The organism is Photobacterium sp. GB-36, assembly GCF_003026135.1.
Classification (GTDB): domain Bacteria; phylum Pseudomonadota; class Gammaproteobacteria; order Enterobacterales; family Vibrionaceae; genus Photobacterium.
The window spans coordinates 53,802-73,312 of the sequence record NZ_PYNY01000015.1 but is presented as its reverse complement, the minus strand read 5'-3'; the positions used below and the strand labels follow the sequence as shown (position 1 = coordinate 73,312).

Annotated in this window: 18 protein-coding genes; 8 read left to right on the top strand and 10 right to left on the bottom strand. The window is 40.9% G+C overall.

Annotated elements, in window-relative coordinates; all coding sequences use genetic code 11:
• The first annotated feature begins 278 nt into the window (after positions 1-278).
• Both mltA and tcdA read left to right on the top strand, forming a co-directional pair.
• Entirely contained in the window at positions 279-1,409 is a 1,131-nt protein-coding gene (gene mltA, locus C9J46_RS13980) for a murein transglycosylase A (protein ID WP_107207741.1), read from the top strand.
• 121 nt (positions 1,410-1,530) lie between these two features.
• On the top strand, positions 1,531-2,340 hold the full coding sequence (gene tcdA / locus C9J46_RS13975; RefSeq protein WP_107291070.1) for a tRNA cyclic N6-threonylcarbamoyladenosine(37) synthase TcdA: 810 nt from the start codon (positions 1,531-1,533) through the stop codon (positions 2,338-2,340).
• 84 nt (positions 2,341-2,424) lie between these two features.
• Here the strand turns inward: tcdA and csdE are convergent, their stop codons facing one another.
• Positions 2,425-2,859 (bottom strand): cysteine desulfurase sulfur acceptor subunit CsdE, encoded by a 435-nt coding sequence (gene csdE / locus C9J46_RS13970; protein WP_105060883.1) that lies wholly within the window; start codon positions 2,857-2,859, stop codon positions 2,425-2,427.
• Between the two features lie 23 nt (positions 2,860-2,882).
• A complete protein-coding gene (gene csdA / locus C9J46_RS13965; RefSeq protein ID WP_107247509.1) occupies positions 2,883-4,103 on the bottom strand; it encodes a cysteine desulfurase CsdA in 1,221 nt (406 codons plus the stop codon).
• Between the two features lie 363 nt (positions 4,104-4,466).
• Here csdA and C9J46_RS13960 point away from each other — a divergent pair, with 363 nt between their 5' ends.
• From C9J46_RS13960 to rlmM, 4 genes are read left to right on the top strand one after another with little or no spacing between them, the layout of a single operon-like run.
• Positions 4,467-5,387 (top strand): transcriptional regulator GcvA, encoded by a 921-nt coding sequence (locus C9J46_RS13960; RefSeq protein ID WP_005371607.1) that lies wholly within the window; start codon positions 4,467-4,469, stop codon positions 5,385-5,387.
• On the top strand, positions 5,368-6,045 hold the full coding sequence (locus C9J46_RS13955) for an alpha/beta family hydrolase (RefSeq protein WP_107247510.1): 678 nt from the start codon (positions 5,368-5,370) through the stop codon (positions 6,043-6,045). The genes C9J46_RS13960 and C9J46_RS13955 overlap by 20 nt, the downstream gene beginning before the upstream one ends.
• A 25-nt stretch (positions 6,046-6,070) precedes the next feature.
• Positions 6,071-6,430 carry a DUF423 domain-containing protein gene (locus C9J46_RS13950; RefSeq protein ID WP_039872794.1) on the top strand — a complete coding sequence of 120 codons (360 nt, stop codon included), beginning with the start codon at positions 6,071-6,073 and terminating at the stop codon, positions 6,428-6,430.
• Between the two features lie 10 nt (positions 6,431-6,440).
• Positions 6,441-7,526, top strand: coding sequence for a 23S rRNA (cytidine(2498)-2'-O)-methyltransferase RlmM (gene rlmM / locus C9J46_RS13945; protein WP_107291069.1), 1,086 nt, complete (start codon positions 6,441-6,443; stop codon positions 7,524-7,526).
• A 75-nt stretch (positions 7,527-7,601) separates the two neighbouring features.
• On the opposite strand, the gene xni is transcribed toward rlmM, so the two are convergent.
• The 5 genes from xni to queF form a co-directional block, all read right to left on the bottom strand.
• Positions 7,602-8,378, bottom strand: coding sequence for a flap endonuclease Xni (gene xni, locus C9J46_RS13940; RefSeq protein ID WP_107291068.1), 777 nt, complete (start codon positions 8,376-8,378; stop codon positions 7,602-7,604).
• A 74-nt stretch (positions 8,379-8,452) separates the two neighbouring features.
• Positions 8,453-9,826, bottom strand: a complete 1,374-nt coding sequence (gene ppnN, locus C9J46_RS13935; RefSeq protein WP_107291067.1) for a nucleotide 5'-monophosphate nucleosidase PpnN — start codon at positions 9,824-9,826, stop codon at positions 8,453-8,455.
• Between the two features lie 271 nt (positions 9,827-10,097).
• Positions 10,098-11,657, bottom strand: a complete 1,560-nt coding sequence (locus tag C9J46_RS13930; protein WP_107207734.1) for a GGDEF domain-containing protein — start codon at positions 11,655-11,657, stop codon at positions 10,098-10,100.
• A gap of 123 nt (positions 11,658-11,780) precedes the next feature.
• Positions 11,781-14,060 (bottom strand): tetratricopeptide repeat protein, encoded by a 2,280-nt coding sequence (locus tag C9J46_RS13925; protein ID WP_107207733.1) that lies wholly within the window; start codon positions 14,058-14,060, stop codon positions 11,781-11,783.
• A 115-nt stretch (positions 14,061-14,175) separates the two neighbouring features.
• On the bottom strand, positions 14,176-15,024 hold the full coding sequence (queF, locus tag C9J46_RS13920; RefSeq protein ID WP_107247514.1) for an NADPH-dependent 7-cyano-7-deazaguanine reductase QueF: 849 nt from the start codon (positions 15,022-15,024) through the stop codon (positions 14,176-14,178).
• 89 nt (positions 15,025-15,113) lie between these two features.
• Between queF and syd the strand changes: the two genes are divergently transcribed.
• Both syd and C9J46_RS13910 read left to right on the top strand, forming a co-directional pair.
• Positions 15,114-15,668 (top strand): SecY-interacting protein, encoded by a 555-nt coding sequence (gene syd, locus C9J46_RS13915; RefSeq protein ID WP_107207731.1) that lies wholly within the window; start codon positions 15,114-15,116, stop codon positions 15,666-15,668.
• Between the two features lie 3 nt (positions 15,669-15,671).
• Positions 15,672-16,448 (top strand): Zn-ribbon-containing protein, encoded by a 777-nt coding sequence (locus C9J46_RS13910; protein WP_107207730.1) that lies wholly within the window; start codon positions 15,672-15,674, stop codon positions 16,446-16,448.
• Between the two features lie 38 nt (positions 16,449-16,486).
• Here C9J46_RS13910 and C9J46_RS13905 read toward each other — a convergent pair whose 3' ends face one another.
• From C9J46_RS13905 to C9J46_RS13885, 3 genes are all read right to left on the bottom strand, one after another.
• Positions 16,487-16,759 carry a hypothetical protein gene (locus C9J46_RS13905; protein WP_107291066.1) on the bottom strand — a complete coding sequence of 91 codons (273 nt, stop codon included), beginning with the start codon at positions 16,757-16,759 and terminating at the stop codon, positions 16,487-16,489.
• A 31-nt stretch (positions 16,760-16,790) separates the two neighbouring features.
• Positions 16,791-17,021: a DUF2789 domain-containing protein gene (locus tag C9J46_RS13900; RefSeq protein ID WP_005371635.1), complete on the bottom strand. Its 231-nt coding sequence runs from the start codon at positions 17,019-17,021 to the stop codon at positions 16,791-16,793.
• A gap of 2,166 nt (positions 17,022-19,187) precedes the next feature.
• Entirely contained in the window at positions 19,188-19,502 is a 315-nt protein-coding gene (locus tag C9J46_RS13885; protein ID WP_107207728.1) for a DUF3301 domain-containing protein, read from the bottom strand.
• Positions 19,503-19,511 lie beyond the last annotated feature (9 nt).

The following is a 19,511-nucleotide window of genomic DNA, read 5'->3' as shown; positions in this document are numbered from 1 at the left end:
CGTTATTTTTATTATTAGTTTGTGAGTTGTTTATTTTTTGTGACGATTTTATTAAATCGCTTGTATGTGACAATAATATGACACTGGATGAATCATTAATAATATAAATATCTATATTCGTTGAATGAAAATGTAAGCACTGCAATGAAATTTAGATATAAATATGACTTAAGATTATTACGTTATATTGTTATTGATTTGCTACTATTGCCTTCATTCACATATATCTACCATATTAGCTGTATCTCGCATTTTAAAATTTTATAGGCTTATCTATCGTGTTACGTAAAGCAGCAATCGCTATTATTATGTTTGGTTTAGTTGGTTGCGCATCGAATAATGATGCACAATCAACCAATGAACAAACCGCTATTCAAAAAAATCCATTAGCTCACCAATATCTTGGTAACTATTTTCCACATGTATTAAATCGTGTTTCAACCATTAAGTCAGATAAGCAGCGCGATTACACAACCTTTGCTCCCCAAGCTGAAATGGTAGTCACACGTTCTCCATCAATGGCACGCAAATATGGCCCGTTATACAAGCAACTAGAAAAGTGGATCAGTGCGGGTGGTGATCCAAGTAAACTGGCTAGTTACGGTATTGAAGCGGCGCAAATGGGCGGTGGTGATAATAAAGGTAACGTAATGTTTACTGGTTATTATTCACCTGTTATTGAACTTCGTCATACACCAAATGCAGAGTTCCGTTACCCTGTATATGCAATGCCTAAGTGTAATGGTCGTTGCCCATCTCGCGCTGAAATTTACAATGGTGCGTTAAAAGGCAAGGGCTTGGAGTTAGGTTACAGCAAATCCATGCTAGATATTTTCATGATGGAAGTTCAAGGTAGTGGCTTTGTGCATTATGAAGACAATGATCAATTAGAATACTTTGGTTATAACGGTAAAAATGGTCACCGTTATGTGAGTATTGGTCGAGTATTGATTGATCGTGGTGAAGTGCCGAAAGAAAAAATGTCACTGAAAGCCATTCAAGAGTGGGTATCTACCCATAGTGATGCTGAAGTACGTGAACTATTAGAGCAAAATCCATCATTTGTTTTCTTTAAACCAACGAAAACGTTAGATGTTAAGGGTAGCGCGGGGATTCCGTTGCTTGCTAATGCTGCTGTGGCGGCAGATCGAAAATATATTCCTATGGGCTCTGCGTTGCTTGCAGAAGTACCCGAGCTTGATGCTCAAGGTAACTGGACGGGTAAACACGTTTTACGCCTGTTACTTGCGTTAGACACGGGTGGTGCTGTGAAGAAAAATCACCTCGATCTTTACCATGGTATGGGTAAGCAAGCAGGCACTGATGCGGGTCACTACAAGCACTTTGGTCGTGTATGGCGTTTAGGCTTAGAAGGAACTGCAACACAAGACCCTTGGCTTAAGCCATAGTTTGGTACTGTTAGAAAGCATTTCCAACAAGCTTGAGTGATGCTAACAACTGGACAATCCTATTAAGAGTGCGTATAAAAACGCACTCTTTCTTTATCCATCAGATCAGTGAAGAAATACTATGCGCGAACTTGATACCCCAGCATCCGACAGTTATAACCAACGTTTTGGCGGCACACGTCGTTTATACGGCAATAGCGAAGTAGACATTCTTCGTGCTGCACACGTGTGTGTGATTGGTATTGGTGGTGTAGGTTCATGGGCGGCAGAAGCGTTAGCGCGTTCAGGTATTGGTGAGCTTACCCTGATTGATATGGATGATGTGTGTGTGACGAATATTAATCGTCAAATTCATGCCATGACAGGGACGGTAGGTAAAAGCAAAATTGAAGTGATGGCTGAGCGTATTCACCTAATCAATCCTGAATGTAAGGTCAATTTGATTGACGATTTAATCACACCTGAAAATCAAGCTGAATACTTGTCAAAAGATTTTGATTACGTGCTCGATGCAATAGATAGCATGAAGCCAAAAGCGGCACTGCTGTCATACTGTAAGAGTAATAAAATTAAGGTGATCACCACAGGTGGTGCTGGCGGTCAAATGGACCCAACACAAATTCAGATCGCTGATTTGACCAAGACAATCCAAGATCCATTGGCGAAGAAGTTACGTGATACCTTGCGTCGTCATCATAACTTCCCTAAAAACCCAAAACGTAAGTTTGGTATTGATTGCGTATTTTCAACAGAGCAACTGAAGTACCCACAAGCCGACGGCTCTGTGTGTGCAGTAAAAGCGACAGCAGAAGGGCCCAAGCGTATGGATTGCGCGAGTGGTTTTGGCGCGGCAACCGTTGTGACTGCAACGTTTGGTTTTGTCGCGGTATCACAAATATTACGTAAGCTTATCGAAAAACATAAACAGTAATCGATAGGCAGTGACATGAAAAAGGCAGATCATATGATCTGCCTTTTTTGTTGCTGTGCTATTTCTAGGACTGATAAATCTTGTTTAGCGTGCGAGTTGTTTTATTTGCTCAACAATCGCTTTTAACCCATTGCCACGAGACGGACTCAAATGGGCAATTAAACCGAGTGAATCAAAGTAGCCATCAATATCAAATTCACTGATCTCTGTACGCGTTTTACCGTGATAAGCGGCAAGTACGAGTGTTATTAAGCCGCGAACAATACGCGCGTCAGAATCAGCTTGAAAATAAAAGTGATCGCCAACTTGCTGGTGGCGAAGCCAAACTTGCGATTCACAACCACTGACTTTTAACTGCTCATCTTTGTCTTCTTCTGCCATTACCGGCAGTTTCTTACCTAGCTGAATGACAGTACGGTAGCGATCTTCCCAGCCTGAAGCGTTTTGCATTTGAGCCACAATGTCTGTATCTGAAATGTCGGTGCCGAAAGGGTGATGGGGAAGTGTAAGTTCAGTCATAGTATTCAATCCAGATAACCGCATTAAAGTAAATCACAAGCTTTATGTAGTGCAGTGATAAAGCGCTCTACATCTTGCTCGGTGTTATAAAGCGCTAATGATACGCGTAATGTTCCTGTTAAGCCTAGTGCATCAAGCATGGGATGTGCACAGTGGTGACCAGCACGCAGCGCGATATTTTGCTGATCAAGCAAGGTCGCAATATCTTGATGGTGCACCCCATCAACGACAAAAGAGAATAAACTTGCCTTCGGTTGTAATCCTATAATACGTAAGCCATCAATATTTTTAATGCCTTCGATGGCTTTGTGGCGCAAGTTTTCAATATGTACTTCAGCGCCTTGTCTATCTAGTTTCTTGAGCCAATTAATTGCTGCGGCTAACGCTAAACATCCCGCTACATTTGGGGTGCCAGCTTCAAATTTACCCGGTAGTGCAGCGAAAGTTGTACCTTCAAAAGAGACTTTTTCCACCATTTTACCGCCGCCGTGCCAAGGTGGCATTGTTTCAAGTAGCGCTTGCTTGCCATAAAGAACGCCAATACCAGCCGGGGCATAAATTTTATGGCCTGAGAACACATAGAAGTCAGCATCAAGTGCAGTGACATCGATATCTTCATGAGCAATACCTTGTGCGCCATCAATTACAGCAATGGCGCTGTGCTGGTGAGCTGCGTGAATGATTTCTTCAATTGGGTTACGGGTACCCGTAACATTGGTAATGTGGGCGACTGCGACGATTTTTGTTTTATCCGATAGGAGCGAATAAAACGCATCTAGATCTAAAGTACAGTCATCGCGCATCGGGATTTTAATGACGCGTGCACCGGTTTCTGCCGCTATCATTTGCCATGGCACGATATTGGCGTGATGCTCTAATTCACTGACTAGAATTTCATCTCCTGCCGTTAGATTTGCGCGGGCATAAGTTTGAGCAATTAAATTTAATGCTTCTGTTGCGCCACGTGTCCAAATAATTTCTTTGCTGTGCGCTGCGCCAATGAAGTGTTGTACGGTTTCTCTTGCTTGTTCAAAGCGCAGCGTCGCATTTGCTGTGAGGCTATGACTGCCACGATGCACATTGGCATTATAACCACGATAGTACTCAGTGATTGTATCAATAACCACGGCTGGCTTTTGTGCGGTTGCTGCGCTGTCTAGGTACACTGGCGGTAATTCACCATCTGTGTGTTGCAAGGCAGGGAATTGAGCCAAAATAGTTGAGATATCAAATTGAGAGGTCATGGTTGTTCACATAGCTAAGATTGAACGAAGGATCATGCTAATAAATAAGTCAGAGAGCAAGTATTGATGGCTTTATATTGATAAAAAAATAGCACTGCGTTGGGGCGCAGTGCTAAAAATAGCTTTGACTTTATAGTCAAAAATACAGGAAATAAAGGATGGTTATTCCATCCGTCCGAAAGGATTCGGATAATATGCAAACACAACACGCAATATTGATTAAGCTGGTTAGCCAGAGGGCAAAGAACAGAGGATTAAATCAATATTGCGTAGAGATAATAGGGTTTCTCTAGTAGTTGAACAATGGACAATTTATAATGTTCAGGATTAAAAAAACTAATGCATTAAATAGTCGAGAAAAGTATGTCTAGACGTTTACCTCCGCTCAACTCATTAAAGGTGTTTGAGGCGGCAGCAAGACACTTGAGTTTTACTCGTGCTGCTGAAGAATTATTTGTTACTCAAGCCGCAGTTAGTCATCAAATTAAAGCGTTAGAAGAATTTCTAGGCTTAAAGTTATTCCGCCGTCGTAATCGTTCTCTATTGCTAACAGAGGAAGGACAGGGCTACTTTCTCGATATAAAAGATATCTTTTCAGCGATATCTGATGCGACTGATAAGGTCTTGGAACGAGGTGCTAAAGGTGCATTAACCATTAGTTTACCTCCTAGTTTTGCCATCCAATGGTTGGTACCACGTTTAACCGATTTTAATGAACAACACCCTGATATTGACGTGCGTATTAAGGCGGTCGATTTAGATGAAGGGTCGCTCACCGACGATGTCGATGTGGCGATTTACTATGGTCGAGGTAATTGGTCTGGCCTGCGTGCCGATAAATTATATCAAGAGTTCATGATGCCTGTTTGTTCGCCAATGCTGCTGACAGGGGCGAAACCGCTGCGCACATTAGATGATTTAAAACTACACACCTTGTTACACGATACTTCTCGAAAAGAGTGGAAGAATTATGTTCGTCATTATGACGTGCAAGGGGTTAACGTTAACCAAGGGCCTATTTTTAGTCACTCAACCATGGTGCTACAAGCTGCGGCTCATGGCCAGGGAATTGCGCTGGGAAATAATGTATTAGCGCAACCAGAATTAGAAGCTGGGCGCTTGGTGTGTCCATTTGATGAAGTGTTAGTGAGTAAAAACGCGTTCTATTTTGTTTGCCAAGAGCGCCAAGCTGATACTGGGCGAATTCAAATATTTAGAGATTGGGTGTTAGCCAAAGCACGTCGTGAACAAGAGGATATGCCTGATGTCGAACTTAGCCAGTGAATACATAATTAACGAACCTAAATCAGGTACCGCTGAAGCAACATTTTTGTTTGCTCATGGTGCAGGGGCGGGAATGGATCATGCTTTTATGATGGCAGTCGCTGAAGGTTTAGCACTGCAAGATATTCGGGTAGTACGGTTTAATTTTCCATATATGGTTAAACGTGCTGAAGATGGTAAAAAGCGACCGCCTGATCGCCAACCAAAACTCTTGATTGATTTTCAACGTCATATCGAAACCTTTGCAGGCAGTTCGTTAGTCATTGGCGGTAAATCAATGGGCGGTAGAATGGCGAGTATTATGGCAACAGAGGTTGCCGCTCAAAGCCCGGATGTAGAAAACTGCGCAGCGAAGGTGAAAGGCGTAGTGTGTTTAGGTTTTCCTTTTCATCCGCCGGGGAAACCTGAAAATTTTCGTGGTGATCATTTGGCGTCGATTACGGTACCCACATTGATCCTACAAGGTGAGCGAGACACGTTTGGTACTAAAGCAGAAATAGCACAATGGGCGTTTTCTCCCAATGTCGAGGTTGCGTTTCTTCCTGACGGTGATCATAGTTTTAAACCGCGAAAAGCCTCTGGTTTTACGGAAGCTAACAATATAGCAACGGCCATTGAGCGATTAGCGCGGTTTATTAAGGAGTGCTGTGGTGACTGAACCATTACAAAACCGAACGCGTTGGATGCTCTTTGTCGCGGCAATGAGTGGTGCATTAACGGTGGGGTTAGGGGCATTTGCTGCACACGGCTTAAAGCAGCATTTATCGCCTTATTTACTCGATGTATTTAAGACTGGCGTACAATATCAAGCGTGGCATACATTCGCGTTATTGGGTTGTGGAATATTGACACGCTTTTTGTCTTCAAAAGCTGTATCATACGCCGCTCTGTTTTTCACCCTTGGTATAATCTGTTTTAGTGGCAGTTTATATGCATTGGCATTAACAGGCATTAAGTGGTTTGGTCCCATCACACCGATGGGCGGAGTATGTTTTATTATTGGCTGGGTAATGCTTGCAGTAGCAGCCTGGCGTTCAGCTTGAGGGTTCCAACGTGAATCATGTTTTATTGTATTGTCGTCCTGGCTTTGAAAAAGAATGTGCAGGTGAAGTTCAAGACAAAGCAAATACGCTGGAATTGTTTGGTTTCCCTCGGGTAAAAAACAATTCAGGTTATGTGTTATTTGAATTTTATCAAGCAGGTGATGCGGATAAATTTATTCAGCTACAACCATTTTCACAGTTAATCTTCGCACGTCAAATGTTTGCGGCATCACAGATGTTAACGGATTTACCGGCTGATGATCGTATTTCTCCGATCTTAGAAGTGATTGGTGATGACTTCCCACGTTGTGGTGATCTCCGTGTTGAAACACCAGATACCAATGAAGCGAAAGAGTTATTAAAATTCTGTCGTAAGTTTACGGTGCCACTTCGTCAAGCAATGCGTAAGCGTGAGATTTTATACGCGAAAGATAACAACAAAAAGCCTGTGCTACATGTGTGTTTCGTCGCACCGGGTTGTTGTTTTGTAGGTTATTCCTACAGCTCGAATAACTCACAGTTCTTTATGGGCATTCCACGCTTAAAATTCCCAGCAGATGCGCCAAGTCGCTCAACGCTGAAATTAGAAGAAGCATTTCACGTATTTATTCCTCGCCATGAGTGGGATGAGCGTTTAGCGCCAGGTATGTGGGGTGTTGATTTAGGTGCTTGTCCTGGTGGTTGGACATATCAATTGGTGAAGCGCTCGATGTTCGTTCACGCGATTGATAACGGTACAATGGCACAAAGCTTAATGGATACAGGCCAAGTTAAATACCATGCTGTTGATGGTTTTAAATTTGAGCCAGCACGTAAGAACGTTACGTGGATTGTTTGTGACATGATTGAAAAGCCAGCGCGTGTGGCTCACTTAATGGGTGAGTGGTTAATTAAAGCGTGGGCAAAAGAAGCGATCTTTAACTTAAAACTACCTATGAAAGGTCGTTATGATGAAGTGCTTCAAGATATTGAAAACCTGAAAGTATTTCTTATTCAAAATGGTGTGAAGTTCAAGCTACAGGCTAAGCATTTATACCACGATCGCGAAGAAATTACGGTTCACATTCAGCGTCTAGATACACGCTCTCCACACTAAGTGAAAGAGATAACCGCGATAGGTTAATTAAAAAATGCCACTGTATTGCAGTGGCATTTTTGTATCGAGAATCTCTTAGGCTTGCGGTGTGATATAACGAATATCTTGTAGGTTAAAACCTAACTCTAAATCAGTTTTTAAACTTGATACCGCTTTACTTGCAAGTGCCACATCGTGGTGACCATCAATTTTCTTTTTCCATTTAGCAGGCAGATCATTTGCTGCCAAAATAGTTTCTAGCGTTGGGTATAGATTGAGTAACTCTACAGCGGCTTTAGGACCGATACCTGCAACACCTGGGATCTTACTCGAACTTATCCCAGCAAGTCCCCAATAATCCGTTAGCTTATCTGGCGCTACGCCATATTCCTTTTCAATAAAAGCACTATCGAGCCAGCGTTCTTGGAAGTAATCACGAATGCGCAGTGTCGGTTGTAATAACTGGCAGTAACCTTTATCCGTTGAAATGATGGTGACTTGCTCACCACGAGAGGCGACTTTAAGCGCAAGGGTGGCGACGAGATCATCGGCTTCATCACCATCAGAGAGCAGTGAATCAATCCCTATCTCCATAAAAGCATCTTGAATAATATCCATCCCCGTCATGAGCTCATCAGGCATGGGTTTTCTTCCTTCTTTGTAGTGAGGAAGAAGCTCAGCTCGCCAGCCACGCTCATCACCATGATGATCGAATACTGCCACAATATGGGTTGGTTGGCTGATCTTGATGATTTTTTTCAGTGCTCGACAACAAGTCTCAGCTGTCGCTTTTACATCAGGTTCACCGGGACGAGCCGCATGAACACGACGAATGAGATTAAGAGCATCAATAACAACAAGGTGGATAGCCATAAACAAATTCTTTGTAAATAAAAAGGAGCACTAAAGCTCCTTATTGTACGCAATTATAATCATCGATGTTGTGATTATTTTGTTGCTTTATCGGCTGTTATAATTTCATAACAAGGCTCATATTTGCTGCCGGGTAACTTCATTCGTTGCTGTTTAACGAAATCCTGTAACAGCTTATCCATCCGATCCATTAAATATTTATCACCATCAATTTTGAAGCGGCCATGGCGTTCAATTTCATGAATACCTTCTTCTTTGACGTTACCTGCGACAATGCCAGAGAAAGCACGGCGAAGGTTGGCTGCCAGTTTATCAACGGGTTGATCCATATGCAGATCCAAATTTGCCATTGCTTCATGAGTGGGGGCAAAAGGCATCTGAAATTCTGCAGGGATCTTGAGTGACCAATTAAAGCAGTAAGCATCTCCGATTTCTCGACGATGTTCTTTAACCTTGGTCATGGCGGTTTTCATAACTTTTGCGACTTGTTCAGGATCGTCAATGATGATCTGATAATGCTTGGTTGCTTCTTCGCCTAAAGTATTCTGAATAAAATCATCAAGCGTACGGAAGTAATCTTCACTTTCTTTCGGCCCTGTTAATACTACCGGCATCGGTTGTTCGGCATTTTCAGGCTGCATCAGCACCCCTAGAATATAGAGCAATTCTTCCGCAGTACCAGCGCCGCCCGGGAAAATAATAATACCGTGTCCAACGCGAACAAAAGCTTCTAGGCGCTTCTCAATATCAGGCAGAATGACTAATTCATTAACGATTGGGTTTGGTGGCTCTGCGGCAATAATTGAGGGTTCCGTTAACCCTATAAAACGACTGCTGCCATAACGTTGCTTCGCATGACCGATAGCAGCCCCTTTCATTGGCCCTTCCATTGCGCCAGGCCCACAACCGGTACATACATTGAGCTCACGAAGACCAAGTTCATTACCCACTTCACGGGTGTATTGGTATTCAGTAGGGTTGATAGAGTGACCGCCCCAGCAAACAACAATATTGGGATCTTCACCAGCATGAAGGGTACGAGCATTACGCAATAAGCTAAAGACAAAATCAGTGATGTGCGGTGCACTACTAAGATCTATATCGTTACGGCGAGCAACATGCATATCGACATAAATAATATCGCGCAATACTGAGAACATATGCTCTTGAATACCCGTAATGATCTTTCCATCTACAAACGCATGCTCAGGTGGGTTGACCAACTCTAACTTGATACCACGTTCGCGACGTTTTAGGTTGATATCAAAATCTTTGTTTTTTTCTAATAGCTCTTTTGAGTTATCGGTATGGCTACCGGAATTCAGTACTGCCAGTGAACAGTTACGATATAGGCGGTATAAGTCACTGGAAGCGGTTGCTTTTAAGCTATCAACTTCTATTTGGGAAAGCAGGGACATAGCCCCAACAGGACTGATATGTGTGATCATAGTAACCTCCCTGGAAACAATGAAAGCTCAGTTTGGTTCTTGCTATATGCGAAAATCAAGCAGAGTATGTTGATGATTTTGAGGTTATTCCCCCATCAGGTATCTACGATAGAAGGTGTTTGGAGGAAGCACTAAAATAGTGTTTGTTTTTATTACCATACACAGTGAATATGCATTTGACTAGATGTTAATAAAAAAAATCAGACGTCTGTTTTCACTATCATATTACGTTTTAAGAAAGGCATTTAAGCAAAAGTGTTTGCTTAGCGTTTTAAGAGATCCAAATTAAGCGATTAGTGCCAGCACTTTTTGCGCTTGCTAATGCTTTTACGGTTCGCTCGATAACAACATGATGGTCATCATTGCCTTCAAATAAGGTCGCGCCGATAGAGACCGAAATAGACAGGTTTTGGTCTTTAAATCGGAAGGGGAGTTGGCTGATAGCCTCTCGAATATTAGCAAGCTTTTTATTGCGAGTTTGTTCATCACAATCTGGCATGATAAGCATAAATTCATCGCTGCTAAAACGTGCTAAATAATCCGTGTCAGATAAACATTGTTGAATTTTTTTAGCGATAATTTTTAATGCTTTATCACCAGCAAGGTGACCAAATTTATTGTTGATCTCACCGAAACTATCAACATCAATAAGCGCAACAGGTAGTGCATATTCATAACGTTTCCAGTTGTGATATTCATGCTCAATACGATCCATAAATGCATTACGGTTATAGGCTAGAGTTAATGAGTCTCGTAGCATGCTTTGTTCTTGATCATGCAGACGTTGACGATAATTATGGGTTTGTTGGATCAACTGTTGAATTTGTTTTTCGTTATGTTGCTGTTGCTCAATCAGTGCTCGCTCTCGTTCTTGAAGTGCGATATTTCTTTCAACAATGCTGTCTATCTCGTTTGCAGCAGCATGAAGCGTTGGACGTTTATCTTCAAGGTTGGCGTTATCAGATAAGCTTATTTTTAGTTGTTGGGTAACCTGTGATAATTCGTTATCCAACTCGCTTCTGTGTTGATGTAATATGTGCGATTTGTCTGCTGTTTGATGGGTATCTTTGTGCAGTTCGGCTAAGTCACTATTAATATTATTAAGAAAGCTTTGTGAAGCTTGGCGTTCATACAACGTGGCATCTAATATCAAACGCAATACTTGGAACTGAATTTTTGTCAGTTGTTGAGTATCAAGCTCGTTGTTAAGTTGAGATTTGATCTCAATCAGCTGATTACCATGCTCACCGTTAAAATCTATTTCAGTAATAAGATGTTGTAACTCGGCAACTAGCTCTAGATGATGCGTCGACTTTTCTACAACGTCTGCTGGATGGGTAACTTTGGTCGCAGAACCTAGTTTTATCGTTCGCTCATAAAGTTCTAACAAACGTAAAATACGGCGATGGTTGTCGAGTAAAACACCTGAGTCATGGTTCAGTACGGCGCGTAGATCACGTCGTAACTGAACAGGTAAATCACGGTGGCGAGAAAGCGTTTCTCCCGCTTGATGAATTTTTTGATTTAAACGTAGATTCTGTTTATGAACAATATCAGCTTGTTGATTAACTAAACGTTCAATAACAGCTAAGCGAGGGATAAGTTTACTGATATCTGTCGGTTGTTCTAACTCGTGACGAATACTTTCTAAACGCTCATCGAGTTCAGAATTTATTCCTTTACAAGCGATAACTAATCGTGTGATGAGGCGTTTTAAGATCACGATTTCACGGCGTGACTTTAAAGAGGCATCACGATAAGAAAGTTGAGCTTGATCTAAGCGTTGCTTCAAGTTACTCACTTCAGAAACAACCGAATTAATATCTGTCACAGGATTACGTATTCATCATTAGCATTAATATCTATCTTCTTCATTGAGCGTTTATTACCTCAATCCCTTAAATTTACACGTATCTCAACTATTTTCGACATTAAAAAAAAAAGCTTGAGTAACTTAACTTACATTTATGTCAGTACTGTGATCATTATTCCAGATAATATCGGATTTGGATGAGCTTCGTACTTTCACCAGCCCTTTATCAATGCCTTCAATGCAAGATCGACGAATGTCACCACAGACAAAGCTGGCTGCCGGTGCGGCATCGATAGCGCATAAATGTACCCAATGGCTACCCGGTTCGCTGTCATTCATTTTCACTCCCGCATTGACTGCCATCAATAAGATATCAATAAGCTCTTGATCATTAATCGCCGTATAAGCGCGGGGCAAGAATGGGTACTCTGCCATACCGATTTGAATATCATTATTGAGATTGTTTTTAAGCGCATAGTTATCAACAAGTTGCTGTAATGAATCAGCTAATTGTTTAGGATCGCAACTTAACCGTGCGTTCGGCTCTATATATAAGAACATGGCATCGGAGAAGTGATAGATCCTCGCCGGTTCTAACACTTGTTCTTGTAAATACAAACCAAAGGCCTTTTCGGCATCTAAGCCTTGCTTATAGCCTTGCTCTAAGTAAATTCGCTTTAAACAAGAGACTTCAAATAACGCAAAGCGTAATCGGTCACTTAGCGGTTCATTGATGATTTCACCTAAGTGCCACTGCTCAAAGTTAGCACTACTTTGCTGAAGTGAATTTGCTAAACGTGCATTGAGCATCCGTAAATTACGTAGACCACTACGGGGATGGGTATAATAATCCGTTCGCAGTTGCGCTAGTTGTTGCTTAAGTTGTTTATTCAGATGTTGGCGGCGAAGTAATAGCAGAAGCATAAAGGCTAAAACCCCAATTAAAACCATGGTAATTTTTTGCTGTTTATATAAGGCTTTTTCACTTTCAAATTGTTCACGCTCCATCTCTTCAAGCTTAAGCGAGCGTTCCATCATTTTTTGTTGTTGTTTAAATACTTCAACATTACTTCTTGCAATACTTTCTTGTTGGCCAGCATATAACTGTTCATAGCGGCGCTGACTTAATAACGCGTTGTAGTAATCATTTTGTTTTTCAAAGGCCTCAGAAAGAATGGATTCACCCAGGAGTTGTAATTTGACCGCGCCAATACGACTGGCTGAAATTAAACCTGCTTGAAGAGAGGTTACCGCATCATCGAGTTTGTTTTCAGCAAGCTCTAATTGACCTTGTAATATTTGGCTTTCAGCTACAATGTTTTCATTACCGGTTTGTAGCGCTAAGTTACGTGCCTGTACGATATAAGCTTCTGCTTTGGTGTAGTTGTATAAATGCAAATACACGCGAGCAATATTTAGACGTAACCGTGCGGAGCGAACATCGTGGTCAAGTTGGTTTTCTTGATCTAGCGCGTTGAAATAGTGAACCAGCGCTAAGTTATAACGCCCTTGTTGTTCATAAATAGAAGCAATTAATGTTAATGTCTTAGCTAGTTGCTGACTGCGCTTATAGCGCTCGAAAAACTCCCCCGCTTGGGTGGCATGATCGAGTGCTTTATCAAACACTTTTCGTTCATCAAATAATTCAGCTAAATAATAGTTAGCTTGGGCTATTTGTCCTTGATCATCCGTTTCTACCGCTAGCCAATAACCACTAAGTAGACGATCGAGTGCCATATCATAGTGGTGATGCTTTAAATAATGTTGCCCCAGTTTCAATTGGTAATTAATGAGCTCGTCTTGATCATCTAATGCCACTAAATAACCTTTGGCTTTGATATACAGTTTTTCTGCTTTTTCATCAGCACCAATACTTGATTCAATGTTGGCACGTAACATTAATGAACGATATTTAAGGACTTGAAGTTGCTTCGTTAGCTTGAGTGAGGGAGCTTTACGACTTTCAGTATCAATATTATCGAGCATTTTTAATGCAGTCGTGCTATTGCGAAGGTTTTCCCAATAGAATGTAGCTAGCAATAACTGGCTTTCATATAAAGGATAAATAAGGTGATGTTCAGTTGCGATTTTTTCAGCTTTTTTGATAACACCAATAGCTTGTTCTGAACGTTGTAAAATCGAGAGCGCTTTAGCTTGAATTTGCAGAGCATTCACCGTATTTAATGGTGTTCGGATAGTATGATCACTTTCTTCATTGATATGCACTCTAGCTGGGTCTTGAGGTTTACTTAAGCGACGTTGGCTAAGGTATTTTTGGGTGATAGAAAGTGCTCGCTCAGGCTGACTAAGTAGCAAGCTGTTAGCTTCAGAAAGCATCGGGACGGTGTAGGTTTTTGCTTGCAGGCTGAAAGAAATTGAGAACACAAAGAGAGCAGTGCAAAGCAAACGGCGAAAAAACATATCATCCCAATACAACAAAAAAAGAATAGGGTTGATTTTACTGGCTTAAGGCATCAAGTCCAGCAAAGACAGGTTTTTTGCTGGACTTAATGTTGATTTCGCTAACAGAGTCTAATTACTGGCGAGCGAGACGGAAGTTGTCGCTAGGTGATTTACCCATATTGGTACGATAAGGGTTAATATCTAAGCCACCACGGCGTGTATAACGTGCATATACCGTCAATAACTCGGGTTTACAGTATTTCATAATATCACTGAAAATACGCTCAACACATTGCTCATGGAATTCATTGTGATTACGGAACGAAACGACATAACGTAGCAATTTTTCACGATTAATACGTTTGCCTTTATAAGCAATACGAACACTGCCCCAATCAGGCTGGTTGGTGATCAGACAGTTTGATTTTAATAAATGGCTATGTAGGATTTCTTCTACTTCTTCCTCCTCGACACCATTTTCAAGTAGTGCAGGGTTGAAGTCATAATCCTCAATTTCGATATCTTGATCATCAATACAAGTACCAAAGAAGTTCACGATAGGTTGTTCGCTAAAATCTTCTAACGGTTGAATCGTGACATCAACATCAGCACCTGCACAACGTGACAGATCAATCTGCAGTGTGTCTGCGATACCTTGCCAACTTTCAAATCGTGTTTGATTAAAGCTATTAAGGTAAAGCTTGAAAGATTTAGATTCAATCAAGTTTGGACTTGAAGCTGGTAGACGTACTTCACCAATGGCAACTTGTGGTAGACCTTTGCTATTTAACCATGACAATTCGTACAACGTCCAAATATCATAGCCAGTGAAAGGGAGTGCATCATCACTAATATTGAGATCAGTACGGTTTAGGCTTCTTGGCACTGCTTGTAGTAGCGATGGGTCGTACTGATCTTTATACTCTGTGGTTTTACCAAGGGTTAAACCAGCTAATTCTTTAGCGTCTTTATATTTACTCATACTGTCTATGACACTCTTGGATTAGAATTGATAGTCCGTAAAAACGGTTTTCAAGTCTAAAGTTTACTGAATCTTTAATGAGGTTGCGAATGAATCATCCAGTTACCTGTGCTTTATCTGATTTTTCTTCTCGTTATTTGCAAGCATGGTGTGATGCAGATCGCGGTTTTCCAGAAAGTCAGGATCTTGTTGGCTTAGATTCACCTTGCGTTGTTCATGACTCTGGCGATGCTGTGACATGGAAACCTGAACTAAGAACCCCAATGGGGCGTTTAGATGGGGTTGAAAAAGGCATTGAACTGACATTGCATGACGATATTCATGCGTTTTACTGCTCACAGTTTAGTGGTGATATGCAGGCAAAATTTGGTGATATTGAGTTGGATTTACTACAAGCTTTTAATGAAGATGATATAGATCGTTTACAACAAAATATTTTAGGCCACTTAGTGACACAACGCCGTTTAAAGCTAAAGCCAACCGTCTTTATTGCCGCATTAGAAGCTGAGTTTGAAGTGATCTCTATCTGTAATTTAACGGGGAATGTCTTACGAGAAACGCTAGGTAAAGATATTCGTGAAGTGTTAGCGGTTAATGTTGAAGAGTTCTTAACTCAGTTAACCCCCGTAATAATAGAGGAATAAATAGTGTACGTTGTAGAGTTACAGTTTGAGTGTTTTGATAATACAACGCTATCACGTGTGGATCGTGCCATTAATGGATTAATGGATGATTTACGTTATAACGGTCAAGTGCTAGGACGTGAGTTTCCGATTACGATTGATGATGGGATTTTTCGTGTACGTGCCGTATGCCCTGAAAAAGACAGTCTGCATCCCAAGTACAATAGTGAACAAGTGACACGTTGCATTGAAAAGTTGAGTGATGCTTGTTTACTGACACCAAAAATAAAAGTGTTAGGTGTTGATTTAAACTCAGAAGCGGCAGCTGAGCAGAGTAAGCCATCATGGCAAGTGCTTTATACAACTTATGTACATACATGTTCGCCGTTACGTAGTGGTGATTCATTATTGCCGATCCCACTCTATCAGACAGGCGCCCATCTTGATGGTGATTATAAAGCACTGGTTAAATGGCAAACAGAATGGCAAGCCTTTGATGAAATTCAGATGGCAAATAAGAGCCAACCTGCAATAAAAGTGGCACTAGATGAAATTGGTGAGGTTGATAGTGAACTATTTTCTCGTGGTGAGAAATTACGTGAACAGATCGAATCAACAACCCAGATCCCTACTTATTACTACCTCTATCGTGTGGGTGGAGAAAGTCTCGAGAGTGAAATAAACCGAACATGTCCTAAATGTGATAATGATTGGCGTGTAGAGGATCCTTTACATGGTTTATTTCATTTCAAGTGCGATAAATGTCGATTAGTTTCAAACCTATCGTGGAACTATCAATAATATAAAAGGCTCCTGATTTGATCAAAGGAGCCTTGTTATTATTGCTGAGCTTCTAATTTAGCTAAGCGAGTTGAAAGTGTGATGATTTGTTGTTCGAGTTGAGTGATGCGTTCATCAGCGGTGAGCGCTTTGGTTTGCTTTTCAATCGTTGGCACTTTGGCATTTTTTTTCCATGCTTGAAGCGCTTTGATAATAACCGGGATCGGTAGAGGGCTCGCTAATCGTGACTTTATTAATGCAACAGAAGGCTCTTTTCCCTCTGAGATTAAAGAACTAATTGCGTTTTCTAATTCTTGGGTAATTGTCGACATTGTTTTAAGTATCCTACATATAACAACGCATTTACTTTCTCAGTAAAGCATCAAGTTGATCAATCACTTCGCACCAGTCAGCATCTTGTTCTTGGCATTCCTTTATAAATCGACGTTGTATAACTGAGAAAAAAGGTGCTTCAGCAATATTCTGATGTTGGGCTAGCTGATGTTGGATGATAAATGATTGTATAAACTCATCTGAATTATTAAGTCCTAATTGGCTGAATAAATGAGATAAATTGTGCTGAAATTGTTCCATCATCGCTTCCTCATAATCATGACCGAGATATTAAGCAAAGTATAGTGTATTCAAACTGTCTTTTTTACTATTCCTGTTGTGAGAGATCGCTTACAACAGCGTGAGAAAACAATCCTACAAACATAATACTTATCGTTACTTAACTTTTTATCTTATTGATTTTAAATACCTTATTTATTGATGTTTATTTTATCAAAAAATGTTTTATAAATAATTGCTAGCGCTTTATTGTTTAAAAAAGCAAATCGCGTAATCTTATTGGTGTCGGAAGGAACTGACGGAACGGAACAGGAATATACTACAGGATGTAGTGGTCTCAGGATGAGAGGTTGATAGGCTAGGATGGTTTATCAAACAAGGACTGTGAAGGGAACACTCTAGGATAGAGTTCGGTAAGCAGGATGTTTACCAGTCAGGATGACAAAAGGAACACTTCAGGACGAAGTAAAGGACACCTCCAGGAAGGAGAAGAGAGTCATAACAGGATGTGGTGACGGGTTAGGATAACCAAAGGAACAACTTCAGGATGAAGCGCAAGGACAATGCTGAAGGAATCGGCAGTCAAAGGAATGAGGCAGGGAGCACTATAGTAGCGGGAATGCTGCAAGTAAGACCTAAGGGCGTGGCGAAAGTCACGCCCTCTCTTTTTGTTTAAAGGAAAATATCTTTGTTCCTTTTCCTCCTATTTATACTGAAAGTTGTTTTTATAGCGTAACGTATATGTCGATTTATGCGTAAAAAGATTAAATATAAAAGAATATTTCAGTTTTTATGTCGTTAATCTCTTGTTTCGTTGTGCGAGATCTCTTACAAAGGCGTAGGATATCTGTCGTTTAAGCAGTGTTTGATGTCTTCCTTATTCTGTTAAGTGCATGATTATTATTACCTTATTTTTTTGTGACTGTTTGGTTTATTTTTAATAGAAAATAAATGTATTTCGGTGTCTGTGTTTATTAAGGTGATTGGCGTAATATTAATGGTGTCGGAAGGAACTGACGGAACGGAACAGGAATATACTACAGGATGTAGTGGTCTCAGGATGAGAGGTTGATAAGCTAGGATGGTTTATCAAACAAGGACTGTGAAGGGAACACTCTAGGATAGAGTTCGGTAAGCAGGATGTTTACCAGTCAGGATGACAAAAGGAACACTTCAGGACGAAGTAAAGGACACCTCCAGGAAGGAGAAGAGAGTCATAACAGGATGTGGTGACGGGTTAGGATAACCAAAGGAACAACTTCAGGACGAAGCGCAAGGACAATGCTGAAGGAATCGGCAGTCAAAGGAATGAGGCAGGGAGCACTATAGTAGCGGGAATGCTGCAAGTAAGACCTAAGGGCGCGACGAAAGTCGCGCCCGCTCTTTTTTATGCCTTTCTAACTTTTCATATCTCTTTTTTATACTTCTTTTAATGCGTTAATCTCACATTCAACGCCTCTCTTCTCTCTATTTTGTCTTTATTTTTATGCTTTATCGCTTTTTATCTATTCACTTTGTAAGAGATCTCTTACATCACTGTGGGATTAATTCTTTTTTTTAATCGTAAAAATAGTAATTGGAAATAGATTGTTATTTAAGATCAATTAGTTAGATTGGCGGTTGGCGATTTAATAAAGAGTCTTTATTTTTCATAATCTATATATGTGTTGTTCATGATTACTAATCTAGTAATATCTACCTTGTCGAAAGGGAACGGCATTAGGAAACGGAACAGCTAAGGATTAGCTACCTCAGGATGAGGATAGATAGCGGAGCTATCTAACAAGGATTGTGCAGGGAAAACTACAGGATGTAGTGAGGTAAATAGGATATTTACTGGTCTGGATGACATGGAACACTTCAGGATGAAGTTTAGGGATAGCGCTCTAGGATGGAGTAAGTGGAACACTCTAGGATTGAGTAGGGATTAATCTTCATTGATGAAGTCAGGAACAGCTTTAGGATGAAGTAAAGGACACCTCCAGGACGGAAGAGAGAGTCAATATTGGAATATTGATGGGTCAAGGAACTACCGAAGAGCAACTCTAGGATAGAGTTTGGAGCTACACTGGGGATTTAAGTATATCAAGGATTGATGGCAAGGAGCACCATAGTAGCGGGAATGCTGCATGTAAAGCCATAGGGCGCAACGAAAGTTGCGCCCGTTCTTTTTATCACTATAAAAAATTAATACTCTTCACCCTCAGGAAGACGATGAGGGGGAATATAAAAATGGCTTGCTCTAAGTCGCTTCATTTCTAAATAACCTTGATAGGCATCATGCCCGTCGGCAGAGAACTCAAAGACAAAGATAGTACGCCATCCCCATTCTCCACGATGATCTTTGATTTTATGTGTTCCTCTCGCAAAGCTCAGTAATTGCAGTCCCATATTTTTACAGCGTTGCTCTATAAAATATTGCGCTAGCTCTGTTTGTCGTCTTTGCTGCCAAAATAAAAAACCGATGATCGCGATAAGTAGTATTCCGAATAAATTGTCCAAATTTTTATT

What these genes read in the sequence shown, in the direction of transcription:
- C9J46_RS13960 (WP_005371607.1), top strand. Translation starts at nt 4,467, where the DNA reads ATGTCTAGACGTTTACCTCCGCTCAACTCATTAAAGGTGTTTGAGGCG.
- csdA (WP_107247509.1), bottom strand. Translation starts at nt 4,103, where the DNA reads ATGACCTCTCAATTTGATATCTCAACTATTTTGGCTCAATTCCCTGCC.
- C9J46_RS13900 (WP_005371635.1), bottom strand. Translation starts at nt 17,021, where the DNA reads ATGGAACAATTTCAGCACAATTTATCTCATTTATTCAGCCAATTAGGA.
- xni (WP_107291068.1), bottom strand. Translation starts at nt 8,378, where the DNA reads ATGGCTATCCACCTTGTTGTTATTGATGCTCTTAATCTCATTCGTCGT.
- syd (WP_107207731.1), top strand. Translation starts at nt 15,114, where the DNA reads ATGAATCATCCAGTTACCTGTGCTTTATCTGATTTTTCTTCTCGTTAT.
- C9J46_RS13925 (WP_107207733.1), bottom strand. Translation starts at nt 14,060, where the DNA reads ATGTTTTTTCGCCGTTTGCTTTGCACTGCTCTCTTTGTGTTCTCAATT.
- C9J46_RS13950 (WP_039872794.1), top strand. Translation starts at nt 6,071, where the DNA reads ATGCTCTTTGTCGCGGCAATGAGTGGTGCATTAACGGTGGGGTTAGGG.
- C9J46_RS13905 (WP_107291066.1), bottom strand. Translation starts at nt 16,759, where the DNA reads ATGTCGACAATTACCCAAGAATTAGAAAACGCAATTAGTTCTTTAATC.
- ppnN (WP_107291067.1), bottom strand. Translation starts at nt 9,826, where the DNA reads ATGATCACACATATCAGTCCTGTTGGGGCTATGTCCCTGCTTTCCCAA.
- queF (WP_107247514.1), bottom strand. Translation starts at nt 15,024, where the DNA reads ATGAGTAAATATAAAGACGCTAAAGAATTAGCTGGTTTAACCCTTGGT.
- C9J46_RS13955 (WP_107247510.1), top strand. Translation starts at nt 5,368, where the DNA reads ATGTCGAACTTAGCCAGTGAATACATAATTAACGAACCTAAATCAGGT.
- csdE (WP_105060883.1), bottom strand. Translation starts at nt 2,859, where the DNA reads ATGACTGAACTTACACTTCCCCATCACCCTTTCGGCACCGACATTTCA.
- tcdA (WP_107291070.1), top strand. Translation starts at nt 1,531, where the DNA reads ATGCGCGAACTTGATACCCCAGCATCCGACAGTTATAACCAACGTTTT.